We start from the raw sequence: 12,641 nt of genomic DNA, 5'->3' as shown, positions 1-12,641 counted from the left end.
CGCCGGAGGCACGCCGGGGCAGAGCGGCCGGCACGGCTGAGGTCGACCGGGCCGGCGCGGCCGGCACGACAAAGAGAGTCCAGGTCGGCACGGCGGAGGCCGACCAGGCCGGCGCGGCGCAGGCCGGTGACGCGGCGGGCGGCGCAGGCGCCGGACGTGCCGGCGCCGGCTCGGTGCGCTCCTCGGTCCCGGCTCGCACCGTGAGTCCCCCGCGCCCCCGGCCCCCCGTAGTGCTGCCCACGGCCCGCAGAGCCGTTCCTGCCGCCCCCGCCGAACCGCAGGAACCGGCCGCCGGACGTTTCCTCGCCAAGGCCGCGCTCGTCACGATCGCCCTCTCCATCGCCGGGGCGCTGCTGGGCCTCGGCCGGGACCAGGCGCTTGCACGCCTGTTCGGGGCCGGTTCGGAGACGGACGCGTTCCTGGTGGCCTGGACGGTGCCGGAGTTCGCGGCGACGCTGCTGATCGAGGACGGTCTGGCCTTCGTGCTCGTACCGGCGTTCAGCGTGGCCGTCGCGCGCCGCGCCCGGGGGACGGCAGGTGACCCGGTCCGCGCCCTGGTCGGCGCCACCCTGCCCCGGCTGTCGCTGGCCTTCATGGCCGCGTCCGGGGTGCTGGTCGTCGGGGCGCCGTATTTCGTCGAGGCGCTGGCGCCCGGCCTGCCCGATCCCGGACTGGCCGTGGACTGCACACGGTTGACGGCGACCGGGGTGCTGAGCTTCGGGCTCGCCGGGTACTGCAGCGCGGTGCTGCGGGCACACCAGCGGTTCGTCGCGCCGGCGGCCATCTACGTGGCGTACAACGCGGCGATCATCACGACGATGCTCGTGCTCGGCGGCCACTGGGGCGTGCGCTCCGCGGCCCTCGGCGTGGCGCTCGGCGGCGCCCTGATGGTGGGGGCGCAACTGCCCTCGCTGTGGCGGCAGCTCAGGGCCGGGAAGGCGCCCGGCGACGACCTCGCCGTCATGGCGCGGGCCGTCGACGCGGACGCCGGCGCCCAGGCCCGGCCGGTGGACCTGACGCTGATCACGACAGTTCTGCTGTTCGCCCTGTGCCGGCAGTGCCAGGTCCTCATCGAGCGTTTCCTCGCGTCCTCACTGCCCGCGGGCGCCATCTCGCATCTGAACTACGCCCAGAAAGTGGCCCAGATGCCGATGGTGCTCGCCCTGATGCTCTGCACGGTCACCTTTCCGGTGGTCGCGCGGGCGCAGGCGGAGGGCGACACGGAGCAGGCCAGGGCACGGGTGGAACGCGACCTGGCGCTCGTCTCCTGCACGGTGCTGCTCGGCGCCGCGGCGGTCGTCGCGTGCGCTCCGCAGATCGTCGAACTGCTCTTCCAGCGCGGGGCGTTCACCGCACGGGACACGGCGGCCACCGCGTCGGTCATGCGCGTGTACACCCTGGGACTGCTCGGCCACACCCTGGTCGGCGCGCTGGTCCGTTCGTTCTTCTCGGCGGGACGGCCGACCTGGTACCCGCTGATCGCGATGACGGTCGGGCTCGTCGTGACGTCCTGGGCCGGCGCGCTGACCGTCGGCGTCTGGGGGGTGCACGGGATCGCGGCCGCCAACGCCCTCGGCATCACGGTCAGCGCCGTGCTCCTGCTGTGCGGCATGGGGCCGCGCAGTGTGCCGATCCGGACCCGTCGCGTGGTGTCGGAGCTCGGCAAACCCGTACGGGCGGCGGCCGTCGCCGCCGTGGCGGGGGCGGTCGCCGCGAGCGGCACCCGCTCCCCCGTGCTCGGTCTCGTGGTCGGCGGCACGGTCGTGACCGTCGTCTTCGCCCTGCTGGCCTGGGCCCTCAAGGTCCAGGCCTGCGCACCCGCATTCCGTTCCGTCACACGGAGGCTCCCGCATGTCCGTTTCCGCTGACAGCATCAGGCGTACCGGCACGCACTCCCCCGAAACGCCGCCCTGGATCGCGATGTACCACTCCGTGGGCGACTGTTCGGACGACCCGTACCGCATCACGGTCTCGCCGCACCGGCTCGACCGGCAGCTGGGCTGGCTGCGCCGCCGCGGTCTGCGCGGCGTGAGCATGACCGACCTCCTGGCCGCCCACGCGCGCGGCGCCGCGCACGGCCTGGTGGGCCTCACCTTCGACGACGGGTACGCCGACTTCGTCGAGACAGCGCTTCCACTGCTGCGGCGCCACGACTGCGGCGCGACCCTGTTCGTGCTGCCGGGCCGGCTCGGCGGCGACAACGCGTGGGACCCGCTGGGCCCCCGCAAACCGCTCCTGGACAAGCAGGGCATCCGGCTGGCCGCCGCGTCCGAGGGCATCGAGGTCGGTTCGCACGGGCTCACCCATGTCGACCTGACCCGGGCGGACGACGCCCTGCTGCACGCGGAGGTCGCCGAAAGCAGGGCGGTGCTCTCGGAGTTGACCGGCGCCCCCGTCGACGGCTTCTGCTACCCGTACGGGACCGTCGACGGGCGGGTGGTCGACGCGGTCCGCGCGGCCGGATACGGGTACGCCTGCGCGATCGACCCCGGCCCGCTCACCGGACGGCACGCCCTGCCCCGCCTCCACATCGGCGAGAACGACAACGCCGTACGCCTCCTGCTCAAGTACAGGCTGCACCGCCTGCGCCGGCGCCCGGTCGCGGGGCTCCGGTGAAGGCCCTGCACATCATCACCGGTCTCGGTGTCGGCGGGGCCGAGCAGCAACTGCGCCTGCTGCTCGGCCATCTGCCGGTCGACTGCGACGTGGTGACGCTCACCGACCCGGGTACGGTCGCGGACGGCCTCGCCGACGACGGTGTGCGCGTCATCCACCTCGGCATGTCCGGCAACCGCGACCTGACCGCCCTGCCCCGCCTGGTGCGGGTGATCCGCGCCGGCGACTACGACCTCGTGCACACGCACCTGTACCGGGCCTGCGTGTACGGGCGGCTCGCCGCGCGACTGGCCGGGGTGAAGGCGGTCGTCGCGACCGAGCACTCGCTCGGCGACTCGCAGATGGAGGGGCGCCGGCTCAGTGCCGGCGTACGCGCGCTGTACCTGGCCAGCGAGCGGCTGGGCCGGTCGACCGTCGCCGTCTCCCCGACCGTCGCCGCCCGGCTGCGGCGCTGGGGCGTGCCGGGGCCGCGCATCGAGATCGTGCCGAACGGCATCGACGTGGCCCGGTTCCGGTTCGACCCGCAGCTGCGCGACCTCACCCGTCGCCGGCTGGGCCTGCCGGAGGGCGCGTACGTCGTCGGCGGGGTGGGCCGGCTCACGGCGGGCAAGCGGTTCGACGTACTGATCCGCGCACTCGCCGAACTTCCTGACGACCACTGGCTGTTGCTGGTGGGCGGTGGCACCGGGGAGAGCATGCTGCGACGGGCGGCGCAGCGGGCCGGGGTGGCGGACCGGGTGCTGTTCACCGGTGAGCGCCCCACCGGCGACTGCCCCGGAGCCGATCTGCCGTCGCTGCTGGCGGCCATGGACGTCCTCGCCTCTCCCAGTGCGGAGGAGGCGTTCGGCCTCGCCGTCGTGGAGGCGCTGGCAGCCGGACTGCCCGTGCTGTACGTGTCCTGCCCGGCCGTCGAGGACCTGCCGCCGGACGCCGCGGGCGGGGCCGTGCGGGTCCGGGGCGACACGGCTTCCTTCGTCGGCGAACTGACCCGGCTCCGTGCGCGGGGCCCCTCCGCACGCTCGGCGCCGGACGCCGCACACCACTACTCCATCACCCGCAGCGCCGCGCAGCTCATGGACGTGTACGCGGCCGCCGTCTCGTGCACCTGACTGGGAGTGAGTTCCTCATGTCCGAAAACACCAGAGGCCATCGTCCGACGGGCAGGGCCCTCGCCCGCACGAGGGCCCTGCCGTCCTGGTCGCTGCTCGCCGCCGGCACGGTGCTCGGCGGCGCGCTGGGCGGCGCCTACGGGATGGTGAAGCCCCCGACGTACACCGCCACGAGCTACGTCATCGCCGTGCCGACCGACAAGGGCGACCCCGCGGCCGCGCTGGGCTTCGCCCAGGCCTACGGCCGGGTCGCCACCCAGCTCGCGGTGCTCGGGGACGCCCAGGTGTGGGCGGGCGTGCCGGTGCGCACGCTCCAGTCGGACGTGCGGACGGCGACCTCGCCCGACGCCCCGATGGTGTCCGTGTCGGCCACCTCCGGGCGCCCGGACGTCGCGGCCGACATGGCCAACGCCGTCGCCCGCTCGCTGACCCGGCACGCGAACGACAACCGGAGCAGCACCCACGTCGAACTGGTCTCGTTCTCCCGCGCGGTGCGTCCCACCCAGGCCTCCTCGCCGTCGCCGACGGTGACGGGGCTGGTGGGCGCCAGCGCGGGCGGGCTGCTCGGCGGCCTTCTGCTGCTCGTCCGCCCGCGGCGCGGCGCGGAGGCCGCCCGCCCGGCGTCCGTACCGAGCCCGGCGCCCGCCGTCGAAGTGCACGGACAGCTGTGAGCGGCACCCTGCAGACGGCGGTACGAGGCTCGTCGAGGACGGAACTCGTCACCGACGAGCGGGAGTTCGCCGCACTGGAACCGGCTTGGGGGCGCCTGTACCGCCGCTGCGGGGCCGCCACGCCGTTCCAGAACCACGCCTGGCTGCACTCCTGGTGGCTCTCGTACGGCATGCCGGGACGGCTGCGCCTGATGGTGGTCCGCGACGGCGGCGAACTCCGCGCCGTCGCGCCCCTGATGCGGCAGCGCAGACCGCTGCCCGCCCTCGTACCGCTCGGCGGGTCGATCACCGACTACGGGGACGTGCTGCTCGACGACGAGTACGCGGACCGGGCGGCGGCCACGCTCACGGAGGGGCTGTCCGAGGCCGCCCGCAGCGCCCTGATCGACTTCCGCGAGGTCCGCCCGGGCGGTGCGGCGGAGCGGATCTACGAACGCTGGCGCGGGCCGCGCCGGCGGGTGCGGGACTCCGTGTGCCTGGAGCTGCCCGCCACCTCGATGGACGAACTGGCGGGCCGACTGGCCTCCTCGAAGGCCCAGCGCGTCCGCGCCAAGCTGCGCAAGCTGACCGCGCTGGGTGTGGAGCAGCACGTCGTGGGCCCCGACGGGGTGGGCGCGGCGCTGCACCGGCTCCTCGAACTGCACCGGCTCCAGTGGGAGGGCCGGTCGATGACAGCCGAGCACGTCCAGGAGCGGTTCTGCGAGCATCTGGTCCGGTCGGTGGTCCCGATGGTGCGCTCCGGGGACGCGGTGGTCACCGAGTTCCGGCTCGACGACTCGGTGGTGGCCGTGGACCTCACCCTGCTGTCCCGGTGCCTCGTGGGCGGCTATCTGTACGGCGCGCATCCCCGGCTGCGCGAACGCAAGGCGGACGTGGCCGTGATGCTGCTCAGCGCCTGCACCCGGCACACCGAGGGGAGCGGGCGCGGAACGCTGAGCCTGCTGCGTGGCGACGAACCGTACAAGCACCACTGGCGCCCGGAGACCGTCGTCAATCAGCGTCTGCTGCTCGCCCGGCACCGCACCGCGCCGCTGATGTCGGCGGTGGTCTGCGACGTCGCCGCGCGCAATCGGGGCAGAGAGCTGATGCGGGGCCGGCAGGAGCAGGAGGGCGGCAGGCCGTGAACGGCCCGCCGCCTTCCTCGTCTCACCGGCTGCGCGACCACCAGTCGAAGCGCAGGCACAGCTTGCCGCCCATCCAGTACTCGACCCACTCCCCCAGGTCGACGGGGGTGCAGCCCGGCGGGTGCACCGGCGTCGGCTCCGGCGTGGGTGTCGGCGTGGGTGTCGGAGTCGGCTCCGGCGTAGGCGTAGGCGTGGGAGTCGGCGTCGGCGTCGGCGTGGGGGTCGGCGTCGGAGTGGGGGTCGGCGTAGGTGTGGGAGTGGGCGTGGGAGTCGGGTCGGTGCGTCCGAGGAGCGCCGCACGGTAGACCGCGGCCGCCTCCGGGTTCTCTCCGCACTGCCAGACGCCGTGCGGGCAGTAGTCCGTGATCGTGTTGTACACCGGCTTGTGCTCGTCGAACCACGCGAGCATGCCCTTCATGTACGACACGTCGTCGCCGTTGCGGTAGAGCCCCCACTCCGGGTAGGCGACGGGCTTTCCGTGGGCCTTCGCGAAGTCCACGTGCCGCTGGAGGCCGTACGGCTCCGTCACCTGCTCCTCGAAGGGCAGCCCGTTCGGCTGGTCGTACGCGTCCATGCCGATGATGTCGACGGTGTCGTCCCCCGGGTAGCACTGGGTCCAGGGAATGGCGTCGCGGCCGCGGTTGGGGGTGAACTCGAACCGGAACTTCTGCCCCGGCACGGCGCGCATGGTGGTGACGATGCGCTTCCAGTACTTCTTCCAGGCCGCTGGGTCGGGACCGCACCGGTGGGTGTACGTGATGCCGTTCATCTCCCAGCCGAGCACGATGACGGTGTCCGGCACCTTCAGCTCGACGAGACGTTCGGCAAGGGCCCGGAAGTGACCGTCGAACAACCCGGCCGCTCCCTGCCGCAGCCGCAGCCGGACTCCGGCGTCGGAGATGTTCTCCTCGTTGCGCTCCAGCATCGGCACGTTGAGGACGAACAGCCGGTCGTCCCGTTCGCGCCGCCATCGGGCCCAGTCGTCGAGGAAGTCGGGCGCGCCCTCGATATTGCTCCAGCGGTCACCCGGCAGATACGTGTGTCCGACCCGCACGTCGGCGCCGCCCAGCCACTTGCCGAACTTCGCGATGCGGGCGATGCCCGGGGGGCCGTAGTCGAGGTAGGCCCCGAAGGCGTTGCGGCCCTCGGTGGACGGCGGCGGCTCGGCGGACGGTGTCGCCGTCCCCGGCTGCGTCGCGGGGGTGGTCGGTGCGGCGGGAGCGCTGGGCGTGGCGGGGATCGCCGGTGCCGACGGCGTCGGGGCGGGCGGCGGGACTGCCGGATCGGTGACCTGGCCCGCTCCGGTTCCGGCGGCGTGTCCCGGACCCGCCGCTAGGACGACCGCTGCTACGACGCCGGCCGCGACGAACGCCGACCGCCCGCTTCGGGGCCGCAGTTGCTGTGGGGCCATGTCCGCTCCCGGCGCGCTCGGAACCGCATCATGCGTTTCGACTACTGACATACAGTCATACAAATACCCCTTTTGCCTGACATGGCATCGGTCTTCATCGGTGATGATCACTCGCACGGATGACCGTGGCCGGGAGCCGCCCCCTCTCTTCTCCGTCACGATCACGCCGGGTTCCCTGGACGCGTCGAGCGACCGGGCTCGGCCCGCCCGCCGCGGACACGGCGGGACCGTTGCTCCGAGTGGCCGCCGCGCGGGGTACCCGCTCGGGCGCCGGACGCGTTCCTGCGTCGTCCGGCACCCGCAGCGGGGTGCTACCGGCGGGAGGCGGCTCGGCCTCGCCGGTACAGGAGGATTCCGCCCGCCAGCAGGGCGGCGCTGGCGGCCGACGCCGCGAGGGTGCCCTCACTGCCCGTGTGCGGCAGCGTTCCGCCGGGAGGAGGAGGCGTCTGCTCCTCGACCGGGGGCGGCGGGGTGGACGCCGGGGGGGTGGACGCCGGCGGAGGCGTCGTCGGCGGAGGCGTCGACGGCGGCGTGGTCGTCGGCGGAGGCGTCGACGGCGGAGGCGTCGTCGGCGGAGGCGTCGTCGGCGGCGTGGTCGTCGGCGGAGGCGTCGACGGAGGCGTGTCCCCGTAGCCGCACTCGTTCCCGAAGGCCGGGTTGAGCGCGGAGACCACGTCCACGGTGTTGCCACAGGCGTTCACCGGCACGTCCACCGGCACCTGGAACAGGCCGCCCGACAGGACGCCGGGCGAACCGGTGGCCTCCCCGTGCGCCGAGGAGCCCCCGTACGGGCCGGGCGTCACGGTGTGCTCGGAGTCGTCGTACCCGTAACCGGTGTCGTCGTACCCGTAACCGGTGTCGTCGTACCCGTAACCGGAGTCGTCGTACCCGTAACCGGAGTCGTCGTGCTGCACGGGCTGGTGCGACACACCGGGCACACTCGACGTCCCGCTCGTTCCGCGCGAACCCGGACCGTTGGCACAGGAGTTGCCGAAGGCCGGGTTGAGCAGCGCGACCACGTCGACGGTGTTGCCGCAGGCGTTCACCGGTACGTTCAGCGGAACCTGGACGTTGTTGCCGGAGGCGATGCCGGGCGAGTCCGCGGCGACCCCTTCCGCGCCCGCGTCGGCGAAAGCCGGGTTCCCGTACAGGGACACGATGCTCGTCGCGGCCGCGGCCACGACCATTCCCCTACTCAGAGTCTGTCGCAATCTCGTTGATCTTCCTGCTGGTAGAAGTGAGGAAGGCCGACCCCGGACGCGAAGAGGCAGTCCGAGGCCGGCCGCGGCTCAGCCGATGCGGCTGATCCGTCGCCGCGTCAGTCGTTGTTGGCGCAGCCGTTGCCCAGCGCCGGGTTCAGCAGCCCGATGACGTCGACCGTGTCGCCGCACAGGTTGACGGGCACGTCCACGGGGACCTGGACCACGTTGCCCGACAGGACACCGGGGGACTCGGCGGCGCCGCCCTGGGCACCGGAGTCGGCGAAGGCGGGGACGGCCATGCCCAGGGCCGCGATCGTGCCGGCGACGACTGCAGCGCTCTTCTTGAGCTTCACGCACTTTCCCTTCTCTGCGGTCATGCCCGTTTGACGGCCGAAACCGAGCGAGCACAGCATGAACGGCTCGCACCATGACCTACGGGCTGCAAACGAGCGACAGCGGGGCGAAGAAACTGCGAAACCCGGTCGGCTTGTTAATTCACTCGAATCGCCCGCACCGAATGCGCACGAAAAATTCACATCGGAAGAAACGCTTCTCCCGGCCGCTCCCCATATCTCGTCGCCCACGGCGGGAAAACACGGAAAGGCTCGGGCCGGCCGCATGACGCGGAACTCGGCCCGAGCCTCCCGTGAACAGCCGTCAGCTGTTGGTGGCGCCGCTGCCGGAAGCCACCGGGATGTTGTCCAGGATGTGCGAGAGCGGCTCGTCACCCTTGGCCTGGGTGGAGTTCTCGGCGCACTGCTGGGTCTGCGCGGCCGACAGCACCGGCACGTCCTGGACGGCGGTGACGGGCACCAGGACACCCACGACCGAACCCACGTTGGCCTTGGCGGGAAGGCCCACGCACAGCTTGTTCAGGTCGCCCTGGGCGAGGGAGAGCTGGGGGCTCATGTTGCCGGCGGTGGCCTGGTTGCCGTAGGCCTGCTCGGCACCGGTCCCCTGGGTCGTGGTGACGCCGTCGTCGTTCCCGATCGCCAGCGCCTGCGGGGCGGCCGTCGCCGAGACACCGACGACGGAAGCCGCGACCGCCGCCGCGGCCATTGCCTTCTTGAGCATTACTCCGGTCCTTTCCTGGCAGAGACAGGTATTCCTGCTTCCACATCAACCGACGCCGACGCGATTGGTTTCGTCCCGTCACCCGGATGGTGCGTTCAGGGTTGCGGAATTCACGGAACCTCTGGCCCGAGGACTCGGCGAAGACGCCACCCGTATGGGCCATTGGGGTGAACCGGAGCAACCATGTGGACCGGTTCCAGTTGTCCAGAGCGCTCCGGTGTACGGGGTTACTCCAGAAGGGATCAGCAAGTGATCAAGAAGGTTATGGCCGCCGCGGCGGTCGCCGCTTCCGTCGTCGGAGCCACGGCTGCCGCCGCGCCGCAGGCGCTGGCGATCGGGAACGACGACGGTGTCACCACCACCCAGGGCACCGACGCCGCGCAGATCTACGGCAACCAGGCCACCTCCGGCAACATGAGCCCGCAGATGGCTCTCGTCCAGGGCTCGCTGAACAAGCCCTGCATCGGCCTGCCCGTCAAGGGCAACGTCGGCTCGGTCGTCGGTCTCATCCCGATCACCGCCGTCCAGGACGTCCCGGTCCTGTCGGCCCCGCAGACCCAGCAGTGCACCGAGAACTCCACCCAGGCCAAGGGCGACGAGCCGCTCTCGCACATCCTGGACAACATCCCGGTCCTGTCGGGCAACGGCGCCAGCGGCAGCTGACCTTCCGGCACCGCGCACAGCGGGCCGCCGGGTGTCCCGGCGGCCCGCTGCCGCTGTCGGCTCCACGACGACAGCGGCACCGGCACTCGGATCCCTCGGCCCCCTTGGGCCGTTCGGGGCACACGCAGCACCCGACGGCCCGCACCAGCGTTGATCATTACGCGGCTCCGCACCGGAGTCCGCCATCCGAAAGGGCAACGAACATGAAGAAGCTGTGGGCGACCGCGGCCATTGCCGCTTCTCTCGCCGGCGTCTCGGCTGCCGCCGCGCCGCAGGCGCTGGCGATCGGCAACGACAACGGCGTCACCACGGAGAACGGCACCGACTCCACGCAGGCCTTCGGCAACCAGGCCACGAACGGCGACCTGAGCCCCCAGCTCTCGGCGGTGCAGGGCACGCTGAACAAGCCCTGCGTGGGCCTGCCCGCCAAGGTCAACGTCGGTTCCGTCGTCGGCGCGATTCCGATCACCGCCGTCCAGGACGTCCCGGTCCTGTCGGCCCCGCAGACCCAGCAGTGTGCCGAGAACTCCACCCAGGCCAAGGGCGACGAGCCGCTCTCGCACATCCTGGACAACATCCCGGTCCTGTCGGGCAACGGCGCCACCGGCAGCTGACCTCCCGGTACCGCGGACAGCGGGCCGCCCTTCGGGGCGGCCCGCTGTTCCCGTGTGCGGGGTCCGGCCGCTCCCCCGTGCCGCCACGGGGGCCGCTCAGCTCCGGTAGAGCTCCTCGATGTCCGCCGCGTACGCGGTGGTGACCGCGTGCCGCTTCACCTTCAGCGACGGGGTGAGCAGACCGTTGTCCTCGGTGAACTCGCCCGCCACCAGGGCGAAGCGGCGGATCGACTCGGCCCGGGAGACCGCCGCGTTGGCGTAGTCCACGGCCTTCTGGACGTCGGCGCGCATCCGGGGGTCCGCGACGACGTCGGACAGCGGGGTGTCCGAGGGCAGTTTGCGCACGGCGAGCCAGTGGGCGACGGATTCGGCGTCGAGGGTGATCAGGGCCGCGACGTACGGGCGGTTGTCGCCGACGACGACGCACTGGCCGACGGGCGACCGGCTGCGCAGCCGGTCCTCCAGGACGGCGGGCGAGACGTTCTTGCCGCCGGAGGTGACGAGGATGTCCTTCTTGCGGCCGGTGATGGTGAGGTAGCCGTCCTCGTCCAGGGCACCGAGGTCGCCGGTGGCGAACCAGTCGTCGGTGAGGACGGCGTCGGTGGCGGCCGGATCGTTCCAGTAGGAGCCGAAGACGATGCCGCCCTTGATGAGGACCTCCCCGTCGTCGGCGATGCGCACGGCGGTGCCCGGCACCGGCAGGCCGACCGTCCCGGGGCGGGGTTCGAGGGGCGGGACGATGGTGGCGGCCGCGGACGTCTCGGTGAGGCCGTACCCCTCGTAGACGATGATTCCGGCCGCGTAGAAGAACAGGTTGAGATTGCGGTCGAGCGGGGAGCCGCCGCTGATGGCGTAGCGGGCCCGGCCGCCCAGTTCCTTGCGGATACGGCGGTAGACGAGCAGGTCGTACAGCGCCCAGGCTGCGTACAGTCCGGGGCCGGGGCCCTTGCCCACGCCCAGGAACTTGTTCAGGTAGGCCTCGCCGAAACGGACGCCGATACGGTCGGCGCGGTCGAAGGAGGCTCCCCGGCCGATCTTCTCGGCCGTGGCCCGCCCGGTGTCGTGGATCTTCTCGAAGAGGTACGGGACGCCGACGAGGAAGGTCGGGCGGAACTGCCGTAGCGCGGGCCGGAGTTCGTCCGGCTTGATGCTCGGGCAGTGGCCCAGTTCGATGCGCGCCATGAGGCAGGCGATCTGGAGGGTGCGGCCCAGGATGTGGGCGAGCGGCAGGAAGAGGAGGGTCGAGGCCGTCTGGCCGGTGACCTCCTTGAAGACGGGGTGCAGCAGCTCGACCGTGTTGGCGGCCTCGGCGTGCAGGTTGGCGTGGGTGAGGACGCAGCCCTTGGGCTGTCCGGTGGTCCCGGAGGTGTAGCAGACGGTCGCGACGGTGTCCGGGGTCAGCGCGGCGCGTCGCTTGGCCACCTCCTCGTCGGCGATGTCCCGCCCCAGGGCGGTGAGTTCGCCGATCGCGTCCGCGTCCAGCCGCCACACGCGCGGGGGTTCGGGGTGCCGTGCCGTGCCGGTGGCCACGGTGTCCGCCTTCTCGTCGGTCTCGACGACGACGAACCGTGCGCCCGAGTCCCTGACGATCCACTCCACCTGCTCGGCCGACGAGGTCGGGTAGACGGGGACGGTCTGTCCGCCGGCCGCCCAGACGGCGAAGTCGAGGACCGTCCACTCGTAGCGGGTGCGGGACATCACCGCGACGCGGCCGCCCGGCTCCAGGCCCGCCGCGATCAGGCCCTTGGCGGCATCGGTGACCTCGCGGGCGAAGGCAGCCGCGGTCACCGGCCGCCACACGCCCTTCTCCGCGCGGCGCAGGACGACCGCGTCGGGGTCCTCGGCCGCGTTGGTGAAGGGCAGGTCGGCGGTGCTGCCGGTGGCGGGGGCCGGGGCGAGGCGTGCGGCACGCGCCTCGCGGACCGTGCCGTCCTCGTCCCGGACCAGCTCCACCCTGCTGCGGTCCGCCAGGTCGGCGCGCCGCTTCGCCCGTTTCAGATCCTTGCGTACGCCCATGACGGCTCCCGGTCGGGGGGACTTGCTCGGGGTACTTACTCCGCAGTCAACTTACTCAGGCGTAACAGAAATTCAATGGGTTGTGCAGGGTCGATGAACCGGGCCGGACCGGCCGGACGGCGGCGGACGCCCGCTGTCCGG

Annotated in this window: 12 protein-coding genes; 7 read left to right on the top strand and 5 right to left on the bottom strand. The window is 72.4% G+C overall.

What is annotated here, in order from left to right; genetic code table 11:
* The first annotated feature begins 173 nt into the window (after window positions 1-173).
* Genes murJ through ABEB03_RS04335 form a run of 5 tightly spaced genes read left to right on the top strand, consistent with a single transcriptional unit; the run spans window position 174 to window position 5,520 of the window.
* A complete protein-coding gene (gene murJ / locus ABEB03_RS04355) occupies window positions 174-1,868 on the top strand; it encodes a murein biosynthesis integral membrane protein MurJ (protein ID WP_425589198.1) in 1,695 nt (564 codons plus the stop codon).
* Window positions 1,852-2,616 carry a polysaccharide deacetylase family protein gene (locus tag ABEB03_RS04350; RefSeq protein WP_345641387.1) on the top strand — a complete coding sequence of 255 codons (765 nt, stop codon included), beginning with the start codon at window positions 1,852-1,854 and terminating at the stop codon, window positions 2,614-2,616. The genes murJ and ABEB03_RS04350 overlap by 17 nt, the downstream gene beginning before the upstream one ends.
* Window positions 2,613-3,725, top strand: coding sequence for a glycosyltransferase (locus tag ABEB03_RS04345; protein ID WP_345641384.1), 1,113 nt, complete (start codon window positions 2,613-2,615; stop codon window positions 3,723-3,725). Before ABEB03_RS04350 ends, ABEB03_RS04345 begins: the two co-directional genes overlap by 4 nt.
* 17 nt (window positions 3,726-3,742) lie before the next feature.
* Window positions 3,743-4,396: a YveK family protein gene (locus ABEB03_RS04340; RefSeq protein WP_345641381.1), complete on the top strand. Its 654-nt coding sequence runs from the start codon at window positions 3,743-3,745 to the stop codon at window positions 4,394-4,396.
* Window positions 4,393-5,520: a GNAT family N-acetyltransferase gene (locus ABEB03_RS04335; RefSeq protein WP_345641378.1), complete on the top strand. Its 1,128-nt coding sequence runs from the start codon at window positions 4,393-4,395 to the stop codon at window positions 5,518-5,520. Before ABEB03_RS04340 ends, ABEB03_RS04335 begins: the two co-directional genes overlap by 4 nt.
* Before the next feature lie 22 nt (window positions 5,521-5,542).
* Here the strand turns inward: ABEB03_RS04335 and ABEB03_RS04330 are convergent, their stop codons facing one another.
* From ABEB03_RS04330 to ABEB03_RS04315, 4 genes are all read right to left on the bottom strand, one after another.
* Window positions 5,543-6,931, bottom strand: coding sequence for a glycoside hydrolase family 26 protein (locus tag ABEB03_RS04330; protein WP_345641375.1), 1,389 nt, complete (start codon window positions 6,929-6,931; stop codon window positions 5,543-5,545).
* 311 nt (window positions 6,932-7,242) lie between these two features.
* Window positions 7,243-8,118: a chaplin gene (locus ABEB03_RS04325; RefSeq protein ID WP_345641372.1), complete on the bottom strand. Its 876-nt coding sequence runs from the start codon at window positions 8,116-8,118 to the stop codon at window positions 7,243-7,245.
* Window positions 8,119-8,249: 131 nt separating this feature from the next.
* Window positions 8,250-8,510: a chaplin gene (locus ABEB03_RS04320; protein WP_345641370.1), complete on the bottom strand. Its 261-nt coding sequence runs from the start codon at window positions 8,508-8,510 to the stop codon at window positions 8,250-8,252.
* A gap of 280 nt (window positions 8,511-8,790) precedes the next feature.
* A complete protein-coding gene (locus ABEB03_RS04315) occupies window positions 8,791-9,207 on the bottom strand; it encodes a rodlin (protein ID WP_345641367.1) in 417 nt (138 codons plus the stop codon).
* Between the two features lie 249 nt (window positions 9,208-9,456).
* On the opposite strand from ABEB03_RS04315, the gene ABEB03_RS04310 reads away from it, so the two are divergent.
* Together ABEB03_RS04310 and ABEB03_RS04305 are read left to right on the top strand one after the other, a co-directional pair.
* Complete coding sequence (locus ABEB03_RS04310) at window positions 9,457-9,870, top strand: rodlin (protein ID WP_345641364.1); 414 nt, start codon at window positions 9,457-9,459, stop codon at window positions 9,868-9,870.
* Window positions 9,871-10,073: 203 nt separating this feature from the next.
* A complete protein-coding gene (locus ABEB03_RS04305) occupies window positions 10,074-10,484 on the top strand; it encodes a rodlin (protein ID WP_345641361.1) in 411 nt (136 codons plus the stop codon).
* Window positions 10,485-10,580: 96 nt separating this feature from the next.
* Here ABEB03_RS04305 and ABEB03_RS04300 read toward each other — a convergent pair whose 3' ends face one another.
* Complete coding sequence (locus ABEB03_RS04300; protein WP_345641358.1) at window positions 10,581-12,500, bottom strand: AMP-dependent synthetase/ligase; 1,920 nt, start codon at window positions 12,498-12,500, stop codon at window positions 10,581-10,583.
* Window positions 12,501-12,641: the final 141 nt, after the last annotated feature.

Source organism: Streptomyces siamensis (assembly GCF_039543605.1).
In the GTDB taxonomy this organism is placed as follows: Bacteria; Actinomycetota; Actinomycetes; order Streptomycetales; family Streptomycetaceae; genus Streptomyces; species Streptomyces siamensis.
This window is presented reverse-complemented; position numbering and strand designations above follow the sequence as displayed.